Below are 25,702 nucleotides of genomic sequence, written 5' to 3' on the forward strand. Positions count from 1 at the left end.
CGGGCCATGACCCGGACCGCGGCCTTCTCGCTGGCGTATCCCTCGAGGGCCGCCCACTCGGCGACGTCGAAGGGCCACTCCGCGTCCGTGTACGCGATGACGACGTGCCGGCCGTCCTGCCGGACGGTGTGGCGCGGGTCGCCGGGCGCGGTCCCGGCGGCCACGACAGCGGCGGCCGAGGAGGCGTCGCGACACTTGAGGCGGGTCTCGGGCATGGTCAGCGCTCCACGTTCGCTGGTCGGCGTGTCGGGCGGTGCTCGTCGGGAGCCTAGTCCGAGGGGCGGTCGCCTTCCTGCCGGATGCCGCACTCGGCGCGGAAACGCCCCCTCGGCGCCTGGGTGACGTCGCGTGAGCGGCGGGCCGCGAGCCCTCAACAGCAGGCGCCGACCGCGCTGTCGGGGGCCGCGGGTTCGGCGCGGTGGAGGATGCGGAACAGGTCCCGTGTCCCCGTGAGGTCGAGAACGCGTTCTGCTTGGTGCCGCAGGCCGGTGAGTTCGAGCGCGCCCTTCTCGGCCTCGGCGCGGAGGCGGAGGTTCAGCAGCATGTTGAGACTGGTGGAGCCGACGAACGTGACGCCCGTGAGGTCCACGCGCAGGGTCCTGCCCTCCAGGCGCAGCGCGTCCGTGACCGCCGTGATGCCGGGGCACGTCTCGAGGTCGAGTTCGCCGGTCAGCCTGATGGTCGTCCGCGTGGATACTTCTCTGACACTGATGCCTGCACGTCGCATGGGAGGCCACCGTTCGGGTCAGAGCCCCTCACGGTCGGCTCCCGCTCGGAAAGCGGCCGTAAAGCAGGCGACTTGGTGCCGCCCACAGTCGAGTAAGACCACCCGTACCATCCGTCGGCCACTCGTCGTGACCATGTGGTAGCGCGGGGTCCCTCACCAGGCCAGGCTGGTCATTTCGACCCTTGCACACCGGCGCCACAAGTACCAGACCGCCTTGACTGCCGTCATGGCATTCGGCCTCCTTGTGAGCGCCGGTCCCGCCATGCTGCGATGGCACGGGTCGTCGAGGGGTCGGTGCGAACGCCCGAGCGAGGACCTGACCCTACGTACGGGTCATCCGCGGCGCGACGCGTCCGCCCCCCACCCGGTCCCTCGGCCCGGCAGCCCCCACTCACCTCTACCGAACGGCCTCGTCGCGTTCGATCGCGGCGACCGCGCTGCGGCGCCATCGCGGGATCGCGATCGCGGCCACGATCAGGGCCAGGCCCGCCAGAACGGGCACTCCGTAGATGAGCGCGGCGACGGCATGTCCCATCGATTCCACCTTCCCTCCCTGCGCGCGATCGTAGTGCCCGCGCCCACCGGAGTTCCGGTGACCTCCGGGCCGCGGCCGTACGCCTCCGTCACCCGGCCGGGGCGGGCGGGGGCAGGGGCCGCAGCCGTCGGCGCAGGAGGCAGAATTCGTTGCCCTCCGGGTCGGCCAGGACGTACCAGGCCTCGCTGCCGGTCTGGTCGACGTCGGCGTGCGTGGCGCCGAGGGCGAGCAGCCGCTCCAACTCGGCGTCCTGGTCGCGGTCGGTGGCGTTGACGTCGAAGTGCAGCGGGAGCTTCGCGGCCCGTGGATCGCTGCTGGGGCTGAGGACGAGGGTGGGCTGCGGACCGCCGAAGCCGGCGTCGGCCGGCCCGATCTCGATGCTTCCGTCGTCCTCCCGGCCGAGTTCGACGTAGCCGAGGACCTCGCTCCAGAACGCCGCGAGCCGTTCGGGGTCGGCGGCGTCGATGACCAACTCGCTGATGCGGCATGCCATGCCCGGCAGTCTAGGCTGGCGCGACGGGCGGCCGTCCACTCCATCCGGATGACGCGGACGCGCCCTCCGGCGGTTCCCCGGGGTTCGCCGCGCGGGTCGTCACGGCAGGGCCGGTCGTCCGCTCATGAGGCCATCGGCTTAGGAATTCGCGGGTGGTCAGGATCGCGTGGGCGTACGCGGGAGCGTTGACGCCGAAGGGCGCCTTCATCTCGTCCTCGCGGGGCACGAAGTCGGGGTGCCCCTCCGGATTCCTGACCGCGAAGAGGCGGACGGCGCCGTTCTTCAGTTCAAGGCCGTACCGATTCGCCTGCTCGCCCGGCGAGGAGCGGCCGGAACCCACCCCGGAGGCGGGGGACTTGGATCGCGGATGCACCCCGAGGTGGTCGTGGGAGGGCCGGCGTCACGGATGGGTGATGCCGGCCCTCCGGCTGTCTGCCGTCCATGCCGGCGGTCAGCCGCGGCGGTCGCCGAACGAGTGGCCCAGTGCGTCGATGACCGACTTCTTGTGGTCGTCGATGGAGGACGGTTCGATGCTGCTGCTCCGAACGTCGATCTTGCCGTCGGGAGACGCCTTGTCGATGACCTCGGGCAGCTCCGCCGCGAGGGCCTCGGGCTTCACGCCCGCCTGCCTGCTGGCTTCGGCGACCTTGTCGGCGCCGAACGCGTTCTCGATCTGCTTGGTGGTCACCGGTTCGTTGGGGCCGTTGCCGAGCCACGAGTCGACGACGCCCTTGAGGCCGCTGTCGCTCAGGAACTTCGTCGCACCTTCGAGCAGCGCTTGCAGCTCGCTCATCATGCCGCCGCCGCTGCTCCTGGTGGGGTCAGCCATGGGGTTGCTCCCGTGCTTGTGGTCTTCGCGGGCGACGCGCGGCGCTGGGGGACGCTGCGCCGGTCGGCATCGGGGGTGGGCCGACATGCTGTTGTCGCAGGTCGCGCACGGTGTCGCCTCGCTCGTACACCCCCTTCCAGGCCAGCACGAGGTGCCCCGGGCCGCCGTGCCGATTACGCCGAACGGGTGACGCGCCGGGCTCCCGGGGGGGCTCCGGCGGGGCCCCGGATCACCCGTCGTTCAACTGTCCGAGCCGATGCCGCCACCCGGATGATCTCCCGCGGATAGGGTCGGCACTGGCGCGGCGGCGGTCGACTGAGGGGGCACGAGGGTGGCTGGACGGGTCCGTACCGAAGTCGGTGACCTGCCGGCGCTGTCCGCGCCGCGGTTGGTCGGCCGGGACGTGGAGCTGAACACGCTGGCTTCGGCGCTCGGGCGGACCCCCGCGGTGGTCCTGCTCGACGGCGAGGCCGGCATCGGCAAGACCCGGCTGCTGCGCGAGTTCCTGGCGGTCCAGGCCGAACGCGGGCGGCGCTCCCTGGTCGGGGCCTGCCCGGAGCTGCGGGTGCCGTACACGCTGGGCGCGGTCGTGGACGCCGTGCGTGGCGGCGTTGACAACGTTGCCAGGCTCCGGCTGAGCGGGCTGGGCGGCGCACTGCGGCCCCTGTTCCCCGAGTGGGCCGACGAGCTGCCCCCGGCGCCGGAGCCGCTGGAGGACGCGACCGCCGCCCGGCACCGGCTCTTCAGCGCCTTCGTCGAACTCCTCGGCCGGCTCGACGTCGCGGTGCTGGTGATCGAGGACGTGCACTGGGCCGACGAGGCGACGCTGGAGTTCCTGCTCTTCCTGCTCTCCCGCCGGCCGCAGGCGCTCAGCGTGGTGCTGACCTACCGGCGGGAGGAAGTGCCGGCCGATTCCCTGCTGCTGCGGCTGACCTCGCGGCCGCCCGCCGGCGCGCACCTGGTGAGGCTGACGCTGAAGCCCCTGGACGTCGGCGAGACCGCCTCCTTGGTGTCGTCGATGCTCACCGGGGGCCCTGTCTCGACCGAGTTCGCGGCGTTCCTGCACGCCCGCACCGACGGCGTGCCGCTGGCGGTGGAGGAGTCGGTACGGCTCATGCACGACCGGGCCGACCTGGTCCACCGGGACGGCGGGTGGGCACGGCGCCGGCTGGACCGCATCGAGGTGCCGCCCACGATCCGCGACGCCATGCTCGAACGCGTCCAGCGGCTCCGGCCCGCGACCCGCACCGTCCTCTACGCGGTGTCGGTGCTCTCGGGCCCGGCCGACCACGCCACCCTGAGGGCCGTCACCGGCCTGCCCGACGACGGGTTCGCCGCGCCGGCCGCCGAAGCGCTCGGCGGCGGCCTGCTGCGTGAGGACAGGCCCGGGCAGTGGTCGTTCCGCCACTCGCTGGCGTGCCACGCCGTGTACGACGCCATCCCGGCCGAGGAGCGGCGGGGCATGCACCTGCGGGCGGGCCGGGCGCTGGAGCGGTGGCCGGTGCCGCCGGTGGCACAGCTGGCCCGGCACTTCCGGCTGGCCGGCGAGGCGGGCCCGGCGTGCCGGTACACCGAGCGGGCGGCCGAGCTCTGCCTCCAGTCCGGGGACGTGGCCACCTCGGCTCTGCTGCTGCACAGCCTGGTCACCGGCGTGGCCCTCCCCGCGGAGTCGCTGGTGCGACTCGTGACGAAGATCCAGTTCCAGGCGCTGCCCGGCTCCGACCCGTACTCGCGGACCATCGACTCGCTCCGGTCGGCCCTCGCCGGCCAGCTCCTGACGCCCGGTCAGCAGGCCATGCTCCGCTTCCAGATCGGCCGGGTGCTCATGGTGGCCGGCGAGATCGAGGCTGGGCGCGGCGAGGTCCTCGCGGCGGTGCCCCATCTCCCGCCTGACTCACCGGAGGCGGCGCGCGCCCGCGTCCTGCTCGCCCTGCCCCTGGGGAACGCGCGGCCGGTGGCGGAACACCTGCGGTGGCTGCGGGAGGCACCGCCCCCGGCACGGTCGATGGCCTCCCTGGACCGGCTGCGGCTGTCCGTGGAACGCGCCTTCGCGCTGCTGATGCTCGGCGAGGAGAGCGGCTGGGAGGCGGCCCGGCGGATACCGGACGACGTCCTGGACCCGCGGGAGGCGTCCATCGTCGCCATCGGCCACACCAACGTCGGTGAGGAAGCGATGCGTTGGGGACGGTACGACGAGGCCGGGGCGCGACTGGCCAGGGCCCGGGCACTCGCGGAACGCCACCAGCTGCTGGACTACCTCGACAGCATCGCCTCCTCCCGGGCCCACCTCGACTGGTTCACCGGCGCCTGGCCGGGACTCGCCGAACGGACGGCACGCCTGGTCGACGACGACAGCGGCGTACGGCTGAAGGACCGCTGCGAGGCGGCCCTGGTGGCCGGCCTGATGCGGGCCGCCGCCGGGGACCGGGAGGCGGCGGAGGAGCATCTGCGCTTCGCCGGGCGCGACGACCAGCAACGCATCGAAGCCGCCGCCGCGCTCGCCCAGTTGTGCCTGCGCGACGGCGACGTCGACGGAGCGCTCCGCCTCACCGACCAGCCGGCCGAGATCGCCGTCGGCGGCGGACTCTGGTCCCGCGCCGTCGACTTCGCCCCGGCACGCGTCGCGGCCCTCGTCGCCGCCGGCCGGCTCGGCCGTGCCGCCGACCTGGTGGACACCTTCGCCGCGGCCCTGGGCGACCGGGACGCCCCCGCGCCGCAGGCGTCCCTGCTCCTGTGCCGCGCCATCGTGGCGGAAGCCGGTGGAGGCCTCGCGGAGGGCGCCGCGCTGTTCCGCCGGGCGGCGGCCGCGTGGGAGGCGCTGCCGCGCCCGTACGACGCCCTGCTCGCCCGGGAGCGCTCCGCCCGCTGCCTGCTCGCCGACGGCCGGGACGAGGCCGGGCTGCCGCTGCTGTCCGAGGTCGCGCGGGCGCTGTCGGAACTCGGCGCCCACTACGACGCCGACCGCATCACCCGCTTCCTCGGCACACGGGCCGGGGACGCCCCCGCGGCGGCGCGAGGCCGAGGACGTCCCGGGTACGGCGACCGGCTGTCACCGCGCGAGCTGGAGGTGGCCCGCCTGCTGGTCGAGGGTATGACGAACCGTCAGATCGCTGACGTGTTGGTGGTGTCGGCGCAGACCGTCGCCAGTCAGGTCAGGTCGGCGATGCGCAAGCTGCACGTGACGTCGCGGACGGCGCTCGCGATCAGGGTGGTCGAGTCGGGTCTGGTCGGTGAGTTGAGGCAACCGTCCCCGGTCGACGAGTGAATTCCGCGGGCCGCCCCGGGCACGAAGAAAAGCCCGGGCGCGCGCGGCGGGATTAAATCCCGCATCCGACCAATCGAGCCGGGGCCGGGCCCGGTCGCACACTCGTGCCCATGTTGCCCGCAGAACCGCCCACACCCCGTACGGCCGACGACCCGGCCGTCTCGGCTCGCCGTGCGAAGGGCGAACCGGTACCGGCAGGACCGCAGGCCGCGCCGGCCGACGCCCCGACCACCGAGGACGCGGGTGATGCCGCCGTTGCCGGCGAGTACGAACCGCTCTAGCTCGACAAGGTCCCGGCCGGCCGCGGAACGCCGTTGTCCCGCGAGCCTGCCCGCCGTACCTCCCGACCTCCCCGATCCTGCCCGCCATCCATCGCACAGGAGACCCATAGATGAGGCCAAGAGCAAGGAAGCGTCTCGGCAGACGCCTTGGCGCGGTGACCGTCGGTCTGACCGTCTTCGGCATGGTCGTGTCGACGACGGCGACCCAGGCCGCCGAGCCGGCCCGGCAGACCCCGTCGTCCGGCGTCGTACGGACGGACAGCCCGACCGCGATCGCCGACGACGACCTGGCGCGCGTCGTCGCCGCGTCCGGCGGGTCCGTCCCGGTCACGCTGATCACCGGCGACACGGTGCACATCGGCGTGGACGGCGACGGCAAGCCGGTCGTCCGCGACACCGAGAGCGCGGCACGTCCCGACGGAACCCCGGTCGTGTTCCGCACCATCACCCGCCAGGGCAAGGTGTACGTCGTCCCGGACGACGCCCTCGCGCTGGTCGGCAAGGGACTCCTCGACTGGTCGCTCTTCGACCTGCGCCAGTTGGTGACGCTGGTCGCGGCGGGCAAGGGCGACGCGGTGCCGGTGCTCGTCACCTACACCGGCACCGCCGGTGCCGAGAAGACACGCAAGGTCGCCGGGGCGTCCGGCGGCAGGTCGCTCCCCAGCATCAACGGCCGCTCGATGAAGGTCGCCGACGGCGGCCGCTGGTGGCGGGAGGTGCGGGGCAAGACGTCCGCCACATCCGCTGCCGCCCGGTCCGCCGGCTCGCTGGCCGGGGTCGAGAAGGTCTGGCTCAACGGCCTGGCCCATGTCGACCTCGAGCAGTCGGTGCCGCAGATCGGCGCGCCCGTCGCCTGGGAACGCGGCTACGACGGCAGCGGCGTGACCGTCGCCGTGCTCGACACCGGGATCGACGCCACCCACCCGGACGTGTCCGGGAGCATCGTCGGGCAGGCCGACTTCACCGGCAGCCCCACGGGTACCAAGGACGGCCACGGGCACGGCACCCACGTGGCGTCCACCGTCCTCGGCAGCGGAGCCGCGTCCAAGGGGCTGCGCAAGGGCGTCGCCCCCGGCGCCAAGCTGCTGGTCGGCAAGGTCTGCGACGACAACGGGCAGTGCCCCGACGACGGCATCATCGCGGCCATGGACTGGGCCGCCCACTCCGGGGCCAAGGTCGTCAACCTGAGCCTGGGCGGGGAGCCCACCGACGGCACCGATCCGCTCAGCCAGGCGCTCAACGAGATCAGCCGTGAGACCGGGACCCTGTTCGTCGTCGCGGCCGGCAACTCCGGCTTCGTCGCCCAGAAGGTCGTCTCCCCGGGCTCCGCCGACGACGCCCTCACCGTGGCGGCCGTCGACAAGAACGGCGCGATGGCGAGTTTCTCCAACCGCGGACCGCGGATCGGGGACGGCGCCGCCAAGCCGGACATCGCGGCCCCCGGCGTCGGCATCGTCGCGGCACGCGCCGCCGGAACGGCCATGGGCACGCCCGTGGACCAGTACTACACCGCGGCCGACGGCACCTCGATGGCCACGCCGCACGTGGCCGGCGCCGCGGCGATCATCGCCCAGCAGCACCCGGAGCTGACCGGCCGGCAGATCAAGGCACTGCTGATGGACACCGCCTCCGACCTGGGGCACGACATGTACGCCCAGGGCACGGGCCTGGTCGACCTCGCGACCGCGACCAACCCGCTGGTCGTCCCGAAGGGCAACCTGAACTTCGGCCGCCTGGCCCACCCGCACGCGCCGGTGACGAAGAAGATCACGTACACCAACCGCGGTGACGCGGCGACCACGTTGCACCTGACGATGCCGGTCTCCTTCGCCGACGGCAAGCCGGCCGCGGCAGGGCTGTTCACCCTCAGCACGGACACGGTGGTGCTCCCCGCGGCCGGTTCCGCCGAGGTGTCCGTGACGCTCGACGGCAGGGTGCTGGGCACCGACGGCGCCTACGGCGGCTACAACGGGCTGCTGACCGCCCGGGACGACAAGGGCGCGATACGGCTGAGTTCGGGCATCCACACCTTCCTCGAGGCCCAGAAGTTCCCGCTGACGGTGAACGTCGTCCCCCCGGCGGGTGCCACCGACGTCACGTACGGCACGGCCGCCTTCTTGCCGGTCGACGACCAGGTCCACCTGCACGCGGGCCAGGTCTTCGAGAACGGCGCCGCCTCCGTGACCGAGGAGCTCTTCCGCGGCACCTATGCGGTGCAGATGCCCGTGACCTGGCGGGACGCGGCCGGTGAGCTGCAGCAGGCCACACCGATCGCGCCGGAGGTCAGCCTGACCAAGGAGAGCACGGTCACCCTTGACCTGCGCAAGGCCAAGCGGCTGAGCGTGCAGTACCCGGAGTCCACCGAGACCTACAACGCGACCGACGTCGTCAACCGCGTCTCGGCGACCGGGGCATGGGCGATGGGCTCGGCGCTCTCGTTCGACTACAGGGCCGTCGAGCCGAACTGGTGGGTCCTGCCCACCGGCAAGGTGAGCGAGGGCACCTTCACCCACGACTTCTACAGCTCGCGGACGACTCCCGTCGTCACCCTGCGCGCCACGGGCGGCGGTGCCCCCGCGGCCCTGTCCGCCCGCTACGTGAGCCCGGACGCCACCCTGGGCGAGTCGCAGGCGTGGCTGCGCGACAACGGGGACCCGACCACCCGCGAGGCGGCGATCGCGGTTCCCCGGCTGCCCGTCAAGGGCCGTCTGCCGGTGGTCCACGCGGGCACCGGCACCGCCGCCGAACTCGCGGACGTCGACGCGCGGGGCAAGCTCGTGCTCCTGACGCCGACCGACATCTGTCGGACCACCTGCGACCACCCCAGGCTCCGTGACGAGCGGGTGGCCGCCGCTGCCGCCGCCGGCGCCGTCGGCGTGCTGGTCGCGGCACCGGGCCTCACCTCGCTGGGCAGCCCCGCGACCTTCGACCAGTGCGTGGACGGGCCGAAGAGCTGCCCGGAGATCCGGGCGTACGCCGCACTGCCCATCGTGTCGGTGCCCTACGCCGAGGCCGAAGACCTGATCAAGCGGATCAAGGCCGACCGGTCGCACGTCAGGATCAGCCTCGGCGGCAGCGCCGTACCAAGGGCGTACGCCGCCAGGTACCACGACGACGGACAGATCCGGCCGAACGACTACCGGGTCGGCAAGGGCGACCTCGACCGGGTCGACCTCCACTTCCACGCGGCCCGGCCCGGAACCGTCCACCAGCTGAGCTGGCGGCAGTTCTTGCGGGCCACCCCCATCACGTCGTACGTGTCCCTGCCGCACCCGGCCACGCAGCGGACCCTGACCACCTTCGTCAAGCGGCAGCACGACGCCATCAGCGGCTTCACCGCCTCCTGGGCCGACGTGGGAGCGGACTCCTTCCTGGAGCACAACCGCACCGAGATGAACGACCTGGTGCTCACCGGTGAGAACGAGATCCACTGGAACGCGGGTCCCGCCGTACCGGGGGCCGTGCCGCAGGTGAAGACCGCGTCGGGCTTCTCGGTCGCGGCCGGACCGTGCGCGGGCTGCCGGCAGGGCGACACCTTCTACCCGACCGTCTACCTCACGGGCAGCGGCGGCGGCCGCCAGGCGCTGATCGGCATCGTCGACGACGAGCTCCTCCAGCACGACTTCCTCGAGATCCCGTCCTGCGGGCGGGTTCCCTTGCCCACCGTGCCGAACCTCGACTCCACCTGCGACTTCAGGCTGCTGGACGCGTCCGGTGACGAGGTCGAAGGCCGCAAGGAGCACCTCGCCGACCAGAACTGGACGACCCTGTGATGGCAATCGACACCCTGGAGGGGACCGACACGATGAACACCGTTGTGCCGTCGGCACGGCGCCGCAGGGGGGCCCTCATGGTGCTGGCCGCCGCGGTGATGCTGGCGCTGTCCGGCTGCAAGGGCGGCGACCTGGTCTCCTACGACCTGCCGGCGAAGTCGGCCCGGTACACGTTCGAGGCCGAGACCAACGACGTCAGGACGGTGTGGCAGTACACCTCCGCCACGGCGGCCAAGGACGACGCGCCGAAGCTCAGCCCGTGCATGGGTGACGTGGTCGGCAGCAACGACGCGGCCTGCCGGCCGGAGCCGCTGATCTTCCTGCGCTACGACTTCGGCCTGGCCCTGGACAACACCGCCGAGGCCGGGGCGGCCCACGAGGTCACCGTCACCGGCTACTACCAGGAACGCCTCACCGCCCTGCCCAAGGTGACGTCCCTGAAGGCGGAGACCAGCTTCGACGGCGGCAGGACCTGGCGCCCGGCCACCACCCGGGCCGCCGGGAGGAACACCTTCACCACGACGATCAAGAACCCCCGGCGGGACCAGGCCGCCAGGGGGGTCGGACTGAGGATCAGCGCGACCGACAGCCAGGGCAACACCGTCCGCCAGACCATCCCGACGGCGTACACGCTGCGCTGACGGCACCCGCCCCCGGACACGGGTGACAGGGCGGGGCGAGACCGGTTCTCGCCCCGCCGCCCGTGCCGCGGGGGAGAGCACCGGACTTCGGCCGCGTCACTGGGCCCCCGAATCTCTTGCCAAGACAAGCACCCGAGTGCTTGACGTGAAATTTCCTCGCCGAGGGCGGGGCGACCGGGAGCGCTCAGCGGGCGCCGGGCAGTGTCGCCGAGCCCGTGGGGTACCGGTCGTTCCGGACCACGGGCGTGCCCGCAACCGGCGAAGCGCGGCCACCGGCGTCACTTGGACGTCGTCGCTCCACGAACGGACTTCCAGGACGGCGTGACCGGGGACCGGACGCCGAGCCACTGCTCGGCGCCGTAATCCTCGAACCGCTCCACCTCGGTGAACCCCAGCTTCGCCGTGAGGCCCATCGAGCGGGCGTTGGCGGTCCGGGTGGTGAGCACCACGGGTGCGCCCGGGTGCGTGTCGGCGAACCATCGGAGCGCCGCCGAACAGGCCTCGGCGGCGTACCCCTGTCCCCACGCATGCGGCAGGAACATGTAGCCGAGGGCGGCCTGCCCGTCTTCCGGACGGACGTGACCCGGGCGCTCCGGGGCGTGCCGATCGAGCGTGACGATGCCGATCGCCGCTCCGTCGAGTTCGGCCACGAAGAAGCCGGGGCGCCGCCCGGGCACCTCCGGCACCTCGCGTTCCAACTCGTCACGCGGCCGGGCACCGCCGATGTACGTGCCCACCTCCGGCGAGGCGAACAGCTCGATCAGCGCCGCACGGTCACGGGCCGCTGACTCGCGGAGCACGAGCCGCTCGGTCCTGATCGGAGCAGGCGGCCAGGCGACCGGTCCAGGTTCCCTCACGAGGGCCAAACTACCGTGCCCATGAAGGCTGAGGATGCCGCACCGTTCCGTCCGTCACGTCCGGACGAAGGCCGCGCGCCCGCAGATCGTATGACGAGGTCTACTGCCCGCCCAGTCGCAGCGCAGCAGCCACGTAGAGGCTTGCGGACACCGTCACGAGGAGGAAGACGAGGGTCGTGTGGACGGCGAGACCACGCCCCGGGGCGAGACCCAGATGGGTCCGGGCGGCTCGGCTCACCCGGGGCCCGGGGACTCCTCGCGCGGCGTTCGCCTCCGCCTTCTCGATCGCCCGGCGCAGCTTCCTGCGGCTTCGCTCGGTCGTGAGGCCCCCAGGCGCACACCGTGGGCGTCGCGCACCAGCAGGGTCCGCTGCGTGCCGCCGACCGAGAAGGACGTCAGGAGCCGGACGCCGGTGATCCGGTCGAGGTCGACCGACCGTTCGCCGGTCAGGGTGCGCGCGGTCAGACGCGACGACGAGTGCCGGAGCGGGGGTCGCTCCTCGCACAACGCGGGCAGAAGGACGACGCCCGCGATCGCCGGGAACAGGCCGAGCGAGATCGCGCCCTCCGGGACGACACCGGCCCCGGCCGGCCCGCACCCGACCAGGGGCAGCAGGAGGAAGGCCGCGGCCAAGGCCGCTCCCGCGCGGGCGCGCGCCACGCCATGAGTCGTCGTTCCCACTGGCCCCCCGTTTCCGCCGGCAGGCACCAGCATGCACGCGCGACGGGCCTTTGCGTAGTGCCGGTGTCCCGTGCTTCCCGCGGCGAGCGGCGCGGGCGCGTCAGGCGCGTGCCCGCCGCCGGTCCTACGGACCGGGCCAGAGCGGCTTCTGCACCTGCAGGTCGACGACCGACACCCACTCCGCCGACGGGATCGCCCGCTCCACGACGAACCACTCGTCGGGGCGCTCACCGAAGTGCGTCGCGGTCAGCACGTGGACGGTCTGGGCCGGCAGCCGGGTCCCCGCCCAGGCGTGCCAACGCTGCGCCTCCGGCGCCGGCACCTCGACGGTGAACCGCACCGTGCAGTCCCGGAAGGGTTCCGGGAGCGAGGCGGGGCTGGGGTCGGACGTGAGGTGCACGCTCCGCGCCAGCTCCGGCAGGTCCTCCTGATCCGTCGGCCAGGTGGCCTTGAGCTCTGCGTCTGCCAGGATCAGCGGCCACCGCTCCGGCCGCGTGAAGTGGAAAAGCAGCATGTAAGGACTCTACTGAAATGCCGCCGCTCCCGGACCACGCGCCGGAGCAGCGGCCGCGGCTCCTACGATTCCGGCCATGGCGCGCTTCGAAGACGTCCTCCGCTCCCTCTGGGACCCCGGCGACCCGTACGGGACGCAGCCGCCCCTGACCGGCCGGGCCGTCGCGGAGGCCGAGCACGCGCTGGGCGTCACGCTTCCCGGCTCCCTGCAGGCCCTGCTGCGCCATCAGAACGGTGGCGTGGTCGCGGCCGCCAGGGACGCCTTCCCCACGAGCGCGCCGACCTCGTGGAGCGCCGACCACGTCCCGTTCGAGTTCGTCATGGGCATCGGGCGCACAGGGGAAGCACTCTCCCTGCTCGACAGCCCCTACCTGGCGCGGGAATGGGGGCTGCCCACCCCGGTGGTGCTGGTCTCGGGGAACGGGCCCTGCTCGGTCGCGCTGGACTACCGGGTGTGCGGGCCGCACGGGGAACCCTCCGTGACGTGGCTCGACGCGGAACTCGAGGAGGAGCTGTTCCTCGCCCCGGACTTCCGGTCGTTCGTCGAGGGCCTGGTGTCCTCCGCGGACTTCGCGTGACCGCGGGCGCAGCGGGGCCGCCCGCACAACACGGCGGCAGGGCCCGCCGGTCGGAACCGGCGGACCCTGCCAGTGCGTGGTGCAGGGCTACTTGAGCAGGTAGGCCTTGACGACGGTCTGCTTGAAGGTGTTGCCGGCCGCGTCCTTGACGTACGTGCGGAAGCTGACCGAGCCGCCCGCCGCGTGGCGCGGGTGGTCGACGGTCACCGTGCGCTCGGTGCCGGCGCCGGTGACCTTCGCCGGGCGCCAGGTCCTGCCCTCGTCGTAGGAGACCTCGGTGGTGAAGGTGCGGATCGCGATCCCGGCGGCACCTACCGGGCGCTGGATCAGGACCGGGATGCGGAGCTCACGTCCGGCCCGGGCGCGGTTCCACTCGTCGAGTTCCGGGGCCATGCGCACCGCGTACAGCGGCAGCGTCTGCGGGGTCGCCGTGGTCTGCGACCGGAACCGCCACTCGGCCCGCAGTTTCGTGGAGACGGAGCTGATCGGGGCCAGGTCGCGGTCCTGGTCGAGCGTCAGGCGGTAGTCGGCGGGGGTGGGGTCGCCCGGGACCGTGGCGAAGCCGTAGAAGTCCGGGACGGCTTCGCCGTTGCGCGACAGCTCCCACTTCGGCTCACGGCTGGCCGACGTTCCGGCCACCAGGTCCATGCCTCCGTTGGCGGCGTCCTGGACGCCGATCCACAGGTCGTCGCCGTCGCGGAAGGTGTCCATGTACTGGGGCGAGAAGCCGACCGCCTGGACCCCCTGGTTCCAGCGCTCCTCGAACTCGGCCCCGCTCCGGTAGCCGCGGAGGGTGCCGAGGTACATCTGCCCGCGCGGGCTGTCGGGGTCGAAGATGTTCCACTGGTCGAAGCCGGTCTGCCAGCTGAGACCGTCGGCCGCCGAGAAGTAGTCGACGCGCCGGTCCGGGACGCGCAGCCCGTCCATCCGCTGCAGGGCGAAGCGGACGTTGTCGACGTACATGTAGAGCAGGCGCGTCGCGGTGGTGCCCGGGGCGGTGGCGGCGAAGGTGGTGTTCACCTGCGCCAGTTCGGACCTGCGGGGGCGGTAGCCCGGGTCGGCCGGGATGGCGCCGTGCACGGGCCGGGTCAGGTAGTACGCGGACGGCGGGTTGCCGCCGGCGGCGGCGGGCTCGCCCCAGACGGAGTTGACGAGGTAGGTGAACTTCGAGTCCTTGTGCCGGGCCGTCGGAGTGGCGTAGAGGTGCTCGACGTGGTCGTCGCCGACCGCGTCGTTCACGGTGACGGACAGCAGTTCGTCGCCCTGGCTGATGGTGCCGATCTCCGTCGAGAGGATGCGGGCGGTGCGGCTGGGGGCGGAGATCGTGACGGGCTCCGCGGCGCGCGCGTCGATGACCGCCGAACGGTCGGCGGTCGTGACGACCTTCGGGACGCCCACGACGGTCGCCTCGGTGAAGTCGGCGTCGAAGAAGAAGCCGCTCACGGAGTAGGTGCCGTTCGGCAGGCGCAGCGTGGTGCCGGACTCGCCGAGCAGTTCCCGCTCGTAGGTCCCGCCGTCGGCGGAGTCGATCAGCAGGTAGGCGTACGCGGGGGCCTTGCCCGCGCGGTCCTTGAGGGTCAGTCGCAGTTCGTGCGAGGGCTGCTCCAGGTCCATGCCGAACGGGACGCGGACCGACACGCCCCCGTCGGCGGTGGTCGCGCGGACCACGCCGCTGTAGGCGGCGTACTCGGTGGTGGCGCGCGGGTCCACGGTGAGGGTGACGTCCGCGGTGCCGCCGGCGGGCACGGTGACCTGGTCGGCGCCGAGCCGGAAGAGCCCCTGGGGGGCGGGCTCGTCGCGGACGCCGCGGCCGGCGTTGTGCGTCACGTGCAGGGTGACCGGCGCGGTGCCCGGGTTGCGGTAGGTGATCGTCCGGCTCACCGGGTTCCGCACGCCGTCGGTCCACTGGACCAGGCCGAAGTCGAGGGCGGTGGTGTCGGCGGTGACCTGCTGGTCGACGGCGCGGGCGACGTCCACGCGTCCGGCGCCCTGGTAGTAGGCGCCGCGCTCCTTGGCACCGTCCGTGGTCTGCATCAGCCGCCGCTTGACCTGCTCCGGGGTCCAGTCGGGGTGTTGCTGGAAGAGGATGGCGGCGGCGCCCGCGACGTGCGGGGTGGCCATGGAGGTGCCGCTCATCGCGACGTAGCCGTCCTCGGCGGTGGTCCCGCCGGCCATGGCGGCGGTGACGTTCACCCCGGGGGCGATGAGGTCCGGCTTCAGCCCGGAGTCGCCGGTGCGCGGGCCGACCGAGCTGAACTCCGCGCGGTCGTCGTCGGCCTCGGCGGCGCCGACGGCGAGCGCCCGGTCGGCGGAGGCCGGCGAGGAGACCCGGCTGCCCGACCCGTTGTTGCCCGCGGCGGCCACCACCAGCGCGCCGTGGTCACGCGTCACGGTGTCGACCATGGCCTCCACCGCGTCGGTCCCGGGGGTGTCGGTGTCGCCCAGACTGAGGTTGATCACCTTCGCGCCGTGCTGGGCGGCCCAGGCGAGGCCCTCGATGACGGCGGAGTCGTCGCAGTTGCCGTCGGCCGTGCAGACCTTGCCCGCGAGGATCCGTGCCCCCGGTGCCACGCCCTTGTAGCGGCCTCCGGAGGCCGCACCGGAACCGGCCACCGTCGAGGTCACATGGGTGCCGTGGCCGTGGCCGTCGGTGGTGTCCGCTTCACCGGTGAAGTTCGCCGAGTCCACCACCAGCCCCTTCAGGTCCGGGTGGTTCGGGTCGTAGCCGGTGTCCAGCACCGCGACCTTGACCCCCTCCCCGGTCAGGCCCTTCTCCCACGCATGCGGCGCGCCGATGCGCGGCACCGTCGTGTCGAGCTGCACCTTGGCGCGACCGTCGAGCCAGACCCGGCGCACACCCGCGCCGAGGACCGTCGCGTCGGCCGTGCCGGGAGCGATGGCCTTCCAGAACGCGCCCGCGTCCCGGCGGCGTTCGGACACCGTGGCGAAGGAGGTCCCGGCGATGGCGTCGACCTCACCGGCGCCTGCCGCGGTCAGCCGCCGCACGGCGGTGCCTGCCGCACCGGTGTACTGGACGATCAGCGGCAGGCTCCCGCGCTCCGCGTACTTCCCCTTCACCAGGGCCGAGACGTCGAACAGCGCCCGGTCCAGCCGCCCCGCGGCGAGCAGCGGCAGCGCGTCGACGGGTACGACCGTCCACTTCCCGCCGTCCTGACGCTTGAGGAACCGGATGTGCTCGCGGCCCTCGGCGGGCTCGACCGACACGCTCTGCCTGCCCGAGGGGTCCGTCTCCAGCGTGACCCGGTCACCTGTGATGAGGGTGACCTGCTGCCGGGCGGTCGGCGGGACGCCGGCGGCCCGGGGCCGCGCCGCCGCGTCGGCGGGTTCGGCCCCGTGGGCGGCGCCGGGGGTCACGGCGAGTCCCGCCAGCAGGGCTGCGAGAGCGGTCGCCGCCACGAGCTGCGGCCGGGGGCTGGTGACGCCCGCCCGCCATCTGTTGTTCATGTGACTCATGGGGGCAGCGTGACGTGGGTGTTCCTCGCGGTCAGCCCCGTCGCGCTGTCGTTCACAGGACAAGTCACCTTTGCGCCACGCAGGATGGGGCCGATAAGCCTCAAGTGGCGATGAAACCGGCACAGTCGAGTGCGCCGGCGGCGGCCCTCGGGCTGTCACACCCGCGCGGGCGGCCTCGTCTATGTCACGGCAGGGCCCGTGGGCGGACGCGGGCACCCGCCCCCCACCGGAGGAGGAGCATGACCGGCCGACCGACTGCCGACGACCGTACGGACCCGGGGGGAGTGGAGGCGGCCGCGGTCGGCGACCTCGCCCGTCTCGTGGAGGCCATCGCCCACTCCACCGACGACTCGCCGGCCTCGGTGCTGGCCGGGCTGTCGGACGACATCGTGGCCGGGCTGTTCGTCTTCATCCGGGCGCACCACATGGACAGTGCCCGGGGGAGCGTGCCACACCCGGCCGGGGTGCCGTGAGTCCGTCCCGCGCCCTGCCGTCGCCCCTGTCCCGCTATACATTGCGTGTATAGACGGCTTGTATAGTGCGCGCCATGCTTACCGCATCCCTCGCGTCCCGCCCCGGCCGACGCGGCGAGGCCGTCGTCGTCCTGGCCGTCACCGTGGTCTTCGGGCTGCTGCTCGGCTGGGCCACCTACGGCCTGCACGGCACCACGCCCCTGCTCGAGCGGGCGACCAACTCCTCGTCCACGTGGATCGTCTGGACCGCCGCGGCCGGTGCCCTGATACGTTCACGGCCGCTCGCCGCCTGGGCCGGAGCGGTGATGATGCTCGCCACGTGCGCCGGCTACTACACGGCGTCCACGCTCGGGGACACCTTCGGCGCCGGAGGGCTCGGCACAGCCGCCGGGCCTGGCCGGGCTGGCCGGAGGGCCGCTGCTGGGGTGGGCCGGATGGACCGCGCGGCACGGACGGGGTGACGTACGGGCCGTGGCGGGGGCCGTGATCGGCACGGTGGTGCCGGGGGAGGGGCTCTGGCTGGGCCTGACCCTCCACTACTGGGGCGAGGCGACCGTCTTCCTGGCCGTCGGCGCGCTGCTCACCGCCCTCCTGACCGTCTGCCTGGCTCGCGCCGGGGTGCGCCGCTACTGGCTGTGCGCCGCGCTCACGCCGGTGGGCGCCCTCCTCTTCCACCTCGCCGAGCTGTGGGTCCTCGACGCGCTCCTGTGACGCCCTGGGACCATCGACGCGAGGGGTGAAGCGGCCCACCGGAGCGGACGACGCCGGAAGGCGCCTGCTCCCTCGGGCAGCTGCCCGCAGCCCGAGGGAAGGCGGTCCGTCCATGCCCGTGCCGAGCCTGCTCGGGGTCTTCGCCCACCCGGACGACGAGTCGCTGTCGGCGGGCGGAGTGCTGGCCCGCAGCGCGGCCGCCGGCGCCCGTACCGCGGTCGTCACGGCGACCTGGGCCGCGGACACCGCACGCGCGGCGGAACTCGCCGACGCGCTGCGGATCCTCGGCGCCGGCGAACCGCGGATGCTCGGCTACGCCGACGCCCGGGTGCCCGCGTCGGCCCCCGGCTCCCCGAGGTTCTGCGACGCGCCGCTCGACGAGGCGGTGCGCCGGCTGGTCGCGCACATCCGGGAGTTCCGTCCGGACGTCGTCGTCACCCACGACGCCCACGGCGGACTGCCCGGCCACCCGGACCACGTGCACACCCACCGGGTGACCGTGCTCGCCGTCCACGCGGCCGCGCTCGGCCGGCTCCACCCCGACGCCGGCCCTCCCTGGCGCCCGCGCTCACTCCAATTGGCCACCCATCCGCACTCGGCATTGGCCTCGCTGAGGGAGGTGATCGGTGCGCGCAGGGCCGTGTACGCCGTGCCGGACGAAGAGATCACCTCGACCGTCGACGTCCGTCCCTGGTTGACGCAGAAGACCGCGGCCGTGCTGGCGCACCGCAGCGAGGTCGAACGCGGCGGACTGCCGGGGCTGATCGCCGGCCTGCCCGCGGAGGCACGGGAGCGGGTGCTGGGCACCGAGTGGTACGTCCGCCACGCCCCCTTCTCGGCGGCGGCGCCGGACGACGGGCCGGAACCGGCCTTCTGACCGGGCGTTCGCCGCCCCGGCCTCTTAGGGCCTGTTTCGAAAGTCCCGCCTGTCCCGCGACGCCTGGCACGGCACCTCGCTGCGTTGTCGAATCGTCCGAGTAGCCCACTACGAGGACGACTCTCCGCCTTGCGATGCACCGCACCAGACGCCGCGGGACCCGCCCTCCGGGCGGCCGACGCTACTTTCGAAACAGGCCCTAGACGAGTAAGTCCTATGTCCCGGGCCGGTGATCGGGCGTGAAGAGAGGGTGTTCAAGATCATGTTGTGACGCAAGACCTGAACACCCTCTTGACCGCACTGTACGTGAAGATCGATGACGAGTTGGGAGTGCCGCGGTGGACGGGCAGACCGCCGGTGCTGACCGACTCCGAGCTGGTGTGTGTTGCGGTCGCCCAGGCGATGCTCGGCTTCACCTCCGAGGCGCACTGGCTGCGCTACGCCCGCAAGCACCTGGCCAGCATGTTTCCCTATCTGCCGCAGCAGTCCGGCTACAACAAACGGCTGCGTGCCGCGCTTGGCCTGGTCAAGCGGGTCATCCGGATGCTCGCGAAGTCCAGCGACTTCTGGCTGGACGACTGCTGGATCGCGGACTCCACCCCGGGGCCCTGCGGCATGTCCCGGCCCACGGTCAAGCGCTCGGATCTGGCCGGATGGGCGGGCTACGGCTACTGCGCCAGCCACTCGCGGTTCTATTGGGGGCTGAAGCTGTACCTGGTATGCACCCCGGCCGGGATGCCGATCCTATGGGCGCTGGCCAATCCGAAGATCGGCGAACGGGAGGTGCTGGCCGCGATGCTCGAAGTCGACGCCGGCGTGGCTGCCGAGCACGACGGCATCCTCCTGATCTGCGACAAGGGATTCGCCGGGAAGGATTTCGAAACGCTGCTGGGCCAGTACGGCATCACCATGCTGCGTCCGTCCCGCAAGGACGAGAAGGCCCGCTACGGCGAGTCCATGCTCAAGAAGGTCCGGCAGCTGATCGAGTCGGTCAACGACACCCTCAAGGGTCAGCTCGACCTGGAAGACCACGGCGGGCGCAGCTTCGAGGGCGTCGCGATCCGGGTTGCCCAGCGCGTCCTCGCGATGGCCGCCGCGATCTGGCACAACAACCACACCGCAGCCCCCGTCACCCGGTCACTGATCGCCTACGACCACTGACCGGGCTTCGGACTTACTCGTCTAGTGCGCCCGGCATGCGGCGGCGGCCGGACCGCCGCCGCATGCCGTGGGGTCCACGGTCAGTCGAAGAGCCCCTCGACGATGTCCTCGGCGGCCTCCCCGCCGATCTCCTCGGCGGTCTCCTCCACGATCTCTTCGACGATCTCCCCGAAGATGTCGTCCATGTGCTGAACCCTCCCTGACTGTCGCGCGATGCGCTGGCCGTCGACCCGGACAAGCCCGTGGTCAACCGCTCAACGTGTGCTTTCCGCACGGGAGTTCCCGCATCCGGGCAGGAGATCGCGGGCGCCGGGCAGCGCGGGCGACCAAGGCGTACGCCCCGCCCTGGCGGTCACTCGGTGATGGTGGGCGGGGTGGTGAGGAAGGGGCGGACCTCGAGCCACTCGTGGATGGGGCGGCCGCCGGCGCCGGGGGCGGCGGAGAGTTCCCCGGCGAGTTCGACGGCGCGTTCGTAGCTGTCGACGTCGATGATCATCCAGCCGGCGATGAGGTCCTTGGTCTCGGCGAAGGGGCCGTCGGTGACGGGCGGGCGGCCCTCGCCGTCGTAGCGGACCCAGGCGCCCTCGGGGGCGAGCGCCTGGCCGTCGACGAACTCGCCGGTCTTCTCCAGGCGGGCGGCGAAGTCGTGCATGTACTGGACGTGGTCGGAGATCTCCTGGGGTGTCCACCGGTCCATGGGCACGTCGTTCACCGCGGCCGGTGCGCCGCGGTAGTGCTTGAGCAGGAGGTACTTGGCCATCGTGGGGCTCCTCGGTGCCGGTGCGACCCATTGTGGCCGCCTTCACCACGGGGACGGAGCGGGTCACGGGTTCTCGACGTCCCCGCGCGAGAATTCTTTTCCGGCTCGCCTTTTGGGGGACAGCGGGACAGGTCGCCGGCCGCCGCGTTGCCCGTAGCGGCGACGAGCGGATCACCACAGGATGAAAGTGACCGGTCGTCTACGCCGATGCGGCCTGTCCCGTTGCCGGGGCAGAAGCTATCACGGCTGAGTGCGTCATTTAAAGTCAGATGGGGGATCCGTGCCCCGGTCAGCGCGCGGTGACCGGGTGGCCCAGGTCGATCCACTCGCCGTTGCCCGCGGTGCGCAGCCGGCCGGCGATGCCGGCGTCGTCGAAGGCCCGCTCGATGTCGGAGCGGGTCTCGCTGAAGTGCGCCCATCCGTCGCAATGGGCGGCCACGACCACCGGCGACCCCAGCACCGCGGCCGCGGCACTGGCCCGCTGCGCGGTGAGCGTCAGCGGCCTGCCGCGCATCTTCGACGGCACGCGCGCAGCGCCCACGAACAGGACGGCCACGTCGACGGGCGGCACCCGCCCGGTGATCTCCGCCACCACCGCGAGCGAGGCGTTGTCACCGCTGACGTAGATGGTCGGGAGCCCGTCCCCCGTCAGGACGAAGCCGGTGACCTCGCAGTTCACGTGCCCCTGCTCGTCGCGTTCGCCGTCGTCGGGACCGTGCTGTGCGGGGACGGCGAGGACGGTGACGGTGCCACCGGAAGGGCGGGGGAGCGAGACGCTCTCCCAGGCCGGGAGCCCCTCGGCCGGAGGGCCCAGGCGCCGTGCGGCGGCGGGGCCGGTCAGCACGAGGGGCGACCCGAGGGCGAAGGCGCGGCCGCGGGTGTCCAGGTTGTCGGGATGGAGGTCGTGGCTGACGAGGACGGCGTCCACCGGCCCCAGGGCGTCCTCGCCGACGGCCGGCCCCGCGGTCTTGGTGAGGTACCCGTGGTCGCCCGGATCGTCGAAGGTGGGGTCCGACACCAGGCGCAGCCCGCCGACGTCGATCACCGCGGTGGGGCCCCCGAGGACGCTGATCCCCTCAGGGCGGCGGACGGGACTGACCCGGTCGTTCATGACGGCACCTTTCCTGTCGGGACGCTCTCGGGGCACGTCACCGCGCCCCCACGCGATCACATCACACACACGGTGCCTTCGCCGGAGTTGGCGCCCGCGCTTCGCAGCCCGCCTGCCGGGAACCGTGGTTGCGGGCGATCCACGACCGCGGGTTCGCGTGGTGATCCGTCACAGGGCCTGATGCCTTTCGGTTCCGGGGCCGGCCGGCACGCGCGCCTTCGAAGGTGCTGTCCCGCCCGAAGACGGCCTTCAAGAATTGATGGCAACTCAAGCTACTTGCCCGTATTTACGTTCAATGTTCTACTTCATTGACCGGGCAAGCACTGCGGGTGTGGGGACGCCCCTTGCCCGGGCATGGGGACGCGGCCCTGCGGTGATGAGCCACCGCGGGGCCGCACATTTCCCCTCGCCGGGTCCCCGCCTCGGGAAGCGGCGAAGCTCAGGTCGAGGGCCGGGACGTCCAGGGCGTGGACCACGAACATGTAGCGGTGCGCGGCGTCGCCGGGCGCCGGCGCGCCGCCGAGGAAGCAGCGTCGCCCCGTGTCGTCGGCGAGCATCTTCGCCCCGTCGGTGATGTCCGTGCTGGCCTCGTCGCCCGCGCCGGCGGGCAGGTGCTCCACGGACGGGGGGACGTCGTACACCGCCCAGTGCCAGAAGCCGCCGGCGGTCAGGGCGTCGGGGTCGTAGCACGTAACGGCGAAGCTCCGCGTCCCGGCGGGCCGGCCGCTCCACTCGGACGCGGCGAACGGTCCTCGCCCGGCCTGCCGAACATGCCGCTGCGCTGCGCGACGCCCAGGGTCTCCCCGTCGGCGATGTCCGTGCCGGCCGGCGTGAACCCGGGCACCGGCGGCAGCACCCCGTAAGGGTCGAAGCGCCCGGTCACGTCCGCCTCCCCGCTACTTGCCCGGCGTGCCGGCGTCGCGCAGGCCCGAGAACGCGGCGCGCAGCTCCTGGGTGAAGATGCCGGGGACCTCCCAGGCCGCGAAGTGGCCGCCGCGGGGAACCTTGTTGTAGTAGACGAGGTCGTGGTAGGCGCGTTCCGCCCAGCTCAGGGGCGCCTGGTAGATCTCGCCGGGGAACACCGTGATGGCCGCGGGGATGTCCACCGACACGGCGTTGAAGTTGTTGGCGTTGTTCTCCCAGTACAGCCGCGCGGAGGAGACCGCCGTGTCGGTCAGCCAGTAGAGGCTGATGTCGTTGAGAATCTCGTCCTTGGTGAGCACCCGCAGCGGGTCGCCGTCGCTGTCGGTCCAGGCGGCGATCTTGTCGTACATCCAGGCGGCGAGGCCCGCGGGCGAGTCCGTCAGCCCGTACCCCACGGTCTGCGGGCGGGTGACCATCATGGCCGAGTAGCCGGAGCCCGTCTTGTAGAAGGTGTTGAGCTTGTCGTACGCGGCCCGTTCGTCGGGGGAGAGGCCGGCCGGGGCCGGGTCTCCGCAGGCGAGCCTCTTCGCGAGGTCCGGCGGCACGGTGGCCGGCATGTTGACGTGGATGCCGATCAGCCCGGGGGGCTTCTGCGCCGCCATCTTGTCCGACACCACCGAGCCCCAGTCGCCGCCCTGGGAGACGTAACGCGTGTACCCCAGACGCTGCATCAGCACGGCCCAGGCGCGGGCGATGCGGCTGGGGTTCCAGCCGGTGGTGGTGGGCCGCTCCGAGAAGCCGTACCCGGGCATCGAGGGGATGACGAGGTGGAAGGCGTCCCGTGCGCGGCCGCCGTGAGCGGTGGGGTCGGTCAGGGGGCCGATGACCTTGAGGAACTCCAGCACCGAGCCCGGCCAGCCGTGGGTCAGGATCATCGGCAGGGCGTCCGCGTGGCGCGACCGGACGTGGATGAAGTGGATGTCGAGCCCGTCGATCCTGGTCTTGAACTGCGGGAGGGAATTGAGCTTCGTCTCGATCCTCCGCCAGTCGTAGTCCTTTCCCCAGTAGCGCGTGAGCATCTTCATCGTCGCCAGCTGGACGCCCTGGGACTGGTCGGGAACGGTCTCGCGGTCGGGCCACCGCGTGGCGTCGACGCGCCGGCGGAGCTCGTCGAGGTCCGCTTCCGGGATGTCGATGCGGAAGGGCCGCACGGCCGTGGCGTCCGCTGCCGCCGCCGTCCCCTTCGCCGCCTCCGGCGTCCGGGAGGCCAGGCCGAATGCGCCCGTGGTCGCCGCGGTCGCCGCGGCGGCGGAGGAGAGCAGGATCTTTCGCCGAGATAGCAGACTGGAAAGGTCGGGCATGGCAGATCTCCGGTCGTCCCGATTCCCGGGAGGGAAGTCTCGTCGGCGTGCGCGTCCCTCATCGCTGACGGCGCAAGCGCCGCGCGGATACGTGGCACGGATGCCCGGCGCCGATGCCCGGCAGGGAGCCGCCGTGGCCCGGGAGCGCGGGCCGGCACGTGAGCCGAGGGCCGAGGGCCGATATAGGGGTGTTCGGACGAGACGAGACGCTATGTGCCGCCCTGTCACCCCGCAACTCGGGATCGGCCCTGGTGACCGCCGCCCCGGAACCGCCCGACGGGTCCGCTGGGTGACGACGTGTCATCGTGGTCCCGACGCATGCCGCGGACGTCCCGACAGGTCGTGTCCGCGGCCCCGCACCCGAACAGAGACCGGCAGGGGAAACCGACGTGGCAACGTTGAACGACTTCGCGGAACTCGCCCGCGCCGAACAGGGCCTGGGCACGGTGTCGACGCTGCGCGCCGACAGCACCATCCAGTCCTCGGTGGTCAACCTCGCGGTCATGAGGCATCCGCTCGCCGACGCGGACGTGGTGGCCTTCGTGACCTACGGCAAGGTCAAGCTCGGCAACCTCAGGGAGCGCCCCCGGCTCGCCGCCTCCGTCCGCTCGGGGTGGCACTGGGCGACGGTGGAGGGCGCCGCCGAGATCATCGGCCCCGACGACCCGCACCCGGCGGTCGACGCCGACGGCGTGCGGCTGCTGCTCCGCGAGATCTTCACCGCGGCCGGCGGCACCCACGACGACTGGGACGAGTACGACCGGGTCATGGCCGCGGACCGCCGCACGGCCGTGATCGTGCGGCCCGAACGGATCTACGGCGTCTGAGCCGGTCCACCGGCTGCGACCCCGGATGATGTTTGCCACCATGACCCGTAGGCCGTGCCCATGGTGCCGACGGCAGCCCGGAGCAGGAGGACGTGATGGGGCAGCTCGACGGGAGGACGGCGGTGGTGACCGGCGGCTCGGCGGGGATCGGCCTGGCCTCCGCCCGCCGTCTCGCCGACGAGGGCGCCCACGTCTACGTCACCGGCCGCCGGCAGAAGGAGCTCGCCGCCGCGGTCGCGTCCCTCGGGACCGGAGCGACCGGCGTGCGGGGCGACGTCGCCGCCCCGGGCGACCTGGACCGCCTCTACGAGCGCGTCGCCGCGGACGGCCGGCGCGTCGACGTGCTGTTCGCGAACGCCGGGGTGGGGGAACGGGCGCCACTCGCCGAGATCACGGAGGAGCACCTCGACCTCGTCCTGGGGGTGAACGTCAAGGGCACGGTGCTCACGGTGCAGAAGGCCCTGCCGCTCTTGAACGACGGTGCGTCGGTCATCCTCACGGCCTCGATCTGGACGGTCGAGGGGCCCGAGGGCTTCGGCGTCTACTCGGCCACGAAGGCGGCGATCCGCTCCCTCGCCCGCACCTGGGCCAACGAGCTGAAGGGGCGGCGCATCCGCGTCAACGCCGTCAGCCCCGGCACGATCGCCACGGCCCAGCTCGACGCGGCCCTCGCGGCGGGCACGGAGGAGGGCCGGCGGCTGAAGGAGTTCCTGGTCTCCCGGATCCCGCTCGGCCGCATCGGCGACCCGGACGACGTCGCGGACGTGGTCCTCTTCCTCGCCTCCGACCAGAGCCGTTTCGTCACGGGCACGGAACTCTTCGTCGACGGCGGCACCGTACAGGTCTGACAGGGCCGGACCGCCCCGGGACCCGCGGGCATCCGCCGTCGCCTCGCCGCCGCAGCCACGGC

24 protein-coding genes and 1 pseudogene are annotated in these 25,702 nt (G+C 72.7%); 12 read left to right on the top strand and 13 right to left on the bottom strand.

Annotated features, from left to right (window positions below; genetic code table 11):
* Positions 1 to 370: 370 nt before the first annotated feature.
* From ACFZAU_RS20710 to ACFZAU_RS20725, 4 genes are all read right to left on the bottom strand, one after another.
* Positions 371 to 727: an STAS domain-containing protein gene (locus ACFZAU_RS20710; RefSeq protein WP_500553377.1), complete on the bottom strand. Its 357-nt coding sequence runs from the start codon at positions 725 to 727 to the stop codon at positions 371 to 373.
* 397 nt (positions 728 to 1,124) lie between these two features.
* Positions 1,125 to 1,262 (bottom strand): hypothetical protein, encoded by a 138-nt coding sequence (locus ACFZAU_RS20715; protein ID WP_500553378.1) that lies wholly within the window; start codon positions 1,260 to 1,262, stop codon positions 1,125 to 1,127.
* 88 nt (positions 1,263 to 1,350) lie between these two features.
* Positions 1,351 to 1,755, bottom strand: a complete 405-nt coding sequence (locus ACFZAU_RS20720; RefSeq protein ID WP_500553379.1) for a VOC family protein — start codon at positions 1,753 to 1,755, stop codon at positions 1,351 to 1,353.
* 451 nt (positions 1,756 to 2,206) lie between these two features.
* Positions 2,207 to 2,584: a YidB family protein gene (locus ACFZAU_RS20725; protein ID WP_500459844.1), complete on the bottom strand. Its 378-nt coding sequence runs from the start codon at positions 2,582 to 2,584 to the stop codon at positions 2,207 to 2,209.
* A 331-nt stretch (positions 2,585 to 2,915) separates the two neighbouring features.
* Here ACFZAU_RS20725 and ACFZAU_RS20730 point away from each other — a divergent pair, with 331 nt between their 5' ends.
* The 4 genes from ACFZAU_RS20730 (at position 2,916) to ACFZAU_RS20745 (ending at position 10,544) form a co-directional block, all read left to right on the top strand.
* Positions 2,916 to 5,849 (top strand): helix-turn-helix transcriptional regulator, encoded by a 2,934-nt coding sequence (locus ACFZAU_RS20730; protein WP_500553381.1) that lies wholly within the window; start codon positions 2,916 to 2,918, stop codon positions 5,847 to 5,849.
* Positions 5,850 to 5,959: 110 nt separating this feature from the next.
* On the top strand, positions 5,960 to 6,130 hold the full coding sequence (locus tag ACFZAU_RS20735; RefSeq protein WP_500553382.1) for a hypothetical protein: 171 nt from the start codon (positions 5,960 to 5,962) through the stop codon (positions 6,128 to 6,130).
* Between the two features lie 155 nt (positions 6,131 to 6,285).
* On the top strand, positions 6,286 to 9,903 hold the full coding sequence (locus ACFZAU_RS20740) for a S8 family peptidase (RefSeq protein WP_500553383.1): 3,618 nt from the start codon (positions 6,286 to 6,288) through the stop codon (positions 9,901 to 9,903).
* On the top strand, positions 9,903 to 10,544 hold the full coding sequence (locus ACFZAU_RS20745) for a hypothetical protein (protein WP_500553384.1): 642 nt from the start codon (positions 9,903 to 9,905) through the stop codon (positions 10,542 to 10,544). Before ACFZAU_RS20740 ends, ACFZAU_RS20745 begins: the two co-directional genes overlap by 1 nt.
* Positions 10,545 to 10,822: 278 nt before the next feature.
* On the opposite strand, the gene ACFZAU_RS20750 is transcribed toward ACFZAU_RS20745, so the two are convergent.
* The 4 genes from ACFZAU_RS20750 to ACFZAU_RS20765 all read right to left on the bottom strand — a co-directional run bounded on the left by ACFZAU_RS20750 (position 10,823) and on the right by ACFZAU_RS20765 (position 12,596).
* The gene (locus ACFZAU_RS20750) at positions 10,823 to 11,401 is read right to left on the bottom strand and encodes a GNAT family N-acetyltransferase (protein ID WP_500553385.1); all 579 of its coding nucleotides are present in this window, start codon (positions 11,399 to 11,401) and stop codon (positions 10,823 to 10,825) included.
* 100 nt (positions 11,402 to 11,501) lie between these two features.
* Positions 11,502 to 11,639: a hypothetical protein gene (locus tag ACFZAU_RS20755; protein ID WP_500553386.1), complete on the bottom strand. Its 138-nt coding sequence runs from the start codon at positions 11,637 to 11,639 to the stop codon at positions 11,502 to 11,504.
* Positions 11,636 to 12,034: a hypothetical protein gene (locus ACFZAU_RS20760; RefSeq protein ID WP_500553387.1), complete on the bottom strand. Its 399-nt coding sequence runs from the start codon at positions 12,032 to 12,034 to the stop codon at positions 11,636 to 11,638. Before ACFZAU_RS20760 ends, ACFZAU_RS20755 begins: the two co-directional genes overlap by 4 nt.
* Before the next feature lie 172 nt (positions 12,035 to 12,206).
* On the bottom strand, positions 12,207 to 12,596 hold the full coding sequence (locus tag ACFZAU_RS20765) for a hypothetical protein (RefSeq protein ID WP_500459851.1): 390 nt from the start codon (positions 12,594 to 12,596) through the stop codon (positions 12,207 to 12,209).
* A gap of 76 nt (positions 12,597 to 12,672) precedes the next feature.
* Between ACFZAU_RS20765 and ACFZAU_RS20770 the strand changes: the two genes are divergently transcribed.
* On the top strand, positions 12,673 to 13,173 hold the full coding sequence (locus tag ACFZAU_RS20770; protein WP_500553388.1) for an SMI1/KNR4 family protein: 501 nt from the start codon (positions 12,673 to 12,675) through the stop codon (positions 13,171 to 13,173).
* Between the two features lie 87 nt (positions 13,174 to 13,260).
* Here the strand turns inward: ACFZAU_RS20770 and ACFZAU_RS20775 are convergent, their stop codons facing one another.
* Positions 13,261 to 16,647 (bottom strand): S8 family peptidase, encoded by a 3,387-nt coding sequence (locus ACFZAU_RS20775; RefSeq protein WP_500553389.1) that lies wholly within the window; start codon positions 16,645 to 16,647, stop codon positions 13,261 to 13,263.
* A 239-nt stretch (positions 16,648 to 16,886) separates the two neighbouring features.
* Here ACFZAU_RS20775 and ACFZAU_RS20780 point away from each other — a divergent pair, with 239 nt between their 5' ends.
* The 5 genes from ACFZAU_RS20780 to ACFZAU_RS20800 all read left to right on the top strand — a co-directional run bounded on the left by ACFZAU_RS20780 (position 16,887) and on the right by ACFZAU_RS20800 (position 19,869).
* On the top strand, positions 16,887 to 17,120 hold the full coding sequence (locus ACFZAU_RS20780; protein WP_500553390.1) for a hypothetical protein: 234 nt from the start codon (positions 16,887 to 16,889) through the stop codon (positions 17,118 to 17,120).
* Between the two features lie 74 nt (positions 17,121 to 17,194).
* Positions 17,195 to 17,581, top strand: a complete 387-nt coding sequence (locus ACFZAU_RS20785; protein WP_500553392.1) for a hypothetical protein — start codon at positions 17,195 to 17,197, stop codon at positions 17,579 to 17,581.
* Complete coding sequence (locus ACFZAU_RS20790) at positions 17,541 to 17,831, top strand: hypothetical protein (protein ID WP_500553514.1); 291 nt, start codon at positions 17,541 to 17,543, stop codon at positions 17,829 to 17,831. Before ACFZAU_RS20785 ends, ACFZAU_RS20790 begins: the two co-directional genes overlap by 41 nt.
* A 112-nt stretch (positions 17,832 to 17,943) precedes the next feature.
* Positions 17,944 to 18,708 carry a PIG-L deacetylase family protein gene (locus ACFZAU_RS20795; protein ID WP_500553393.1) on the top strand — a complete coding sequence of 255 codons (765 nt, stop codon included), beginning with the start codon at positions 17,944 to 17,946 and terminating at the stop codon, positions 18,706 to 18,708.
* 267 nt (positions 18,709 to 18,975) lie between these two features.
* A complete protein-coding gene (locus ACFZAU_RS20800; protein WP_500553394.1) occupies positions 18,976 to 19,869 on the top strand; it encodes an IS982 family transposase in 894 nt (297 codons plus the stop codon).
* A gap of 352 nt (positions 19,870 to 20,221) precedes the next feature.
* On the opposite strand, the gene ACFZAU_RS20805 is transcribed toward ACFZAU_RS20800, so the two are convergent.
* From ACFZAU_RS20805 to ACFZAU_RS20820, 4 genes and pseudogenes are all read right to left on the bottom strand, one after another.
* Entirely contained in the window at positions 20,222 to 20,629 is a 408-nt protein-coding gene (locus tag ACFZAU_RS20805) for a YciI family protein (RefSeq protein ID WP_500553395.1), read from the bottom strand.
* Positions 20,630 to 20,918: 289 nt separating this feature from the next.
* Positions 20,919 to 21,740 (bottom strand): MBL fold metallo-hydrolase, encoded by an 822-nt coding sequence (locus ACFZAU_RS20810; protein WP_500553396.1) that lies wholly within the window; start codon positions 21,738 to 21,740, stop codon positions 20,919 to 20,921.
* A 305-nt stretch (positions 21,741 to 22,045) separates the two neighbouring features.
* Positions 22,046 to 22,414: pseudogene (locus ACFZAU_RS20815) on the bottom strand (YbhB/YbcL family Raf kinase inhibitor-like protein); the annotation flags it as partial.
* 222 nt (positions 22,415 to 22,636) lie between these two features.
* Positions 22,637 to 23,965, bottom strand: coding sequence for an epoxide hydrolase family protein (locus tag ACFZAU_RS20820; RefSeq protein WP_500553397.1), 1,329 nt, complete (start codon positions 23,963 to 23,965; stop codon positions 22,637 to 22,639).
* 389 nt (positions 23,966 to 24,354) lie between these two features.
* On the opposite strand from ACFZAU_RS20820, the gene ACFZAU_RS20825 reads away from it, so the two are divergent.
* Positions 24,355 to 24,792: a TIGR03618 family F420-dependent PPOX class oxidoreductase gene (locus tag ACFZAU_RS20825; RefSeq protein WP_500459870.1), complete on the top strand. Its 438-nt coding sequence runs from the start codon at positions 24,355 to 24,357 to the stop codon at positions 24,790 to 24,792.
* Positions 24,793 to 24,887: 95 nt separating this feature from the next.
* Positions 24,888 to 25,640, top strand: coding sequence for an SDR family NAD(P)-dependent oxidoreductase (locus tag ACFZAU_RS20830; RefSeq protein ID WP_500553398.1), 753 nt, complete (start codon positions 24,888 to 24,890; stop codon positions 25,638 to 25,640).
* The last annotated feature ends 62 nt before the right edge of the window (positions 25,641 to 25,702 follow it).

The organism is Streptomyces sp. NPDC008238, assembly GCF_042956445.1.
GTDB lineage: Bacteria > Actinomycetota > Actinomycetes > Streptomycetales > Streptomycetaceae > Actinacidiphila.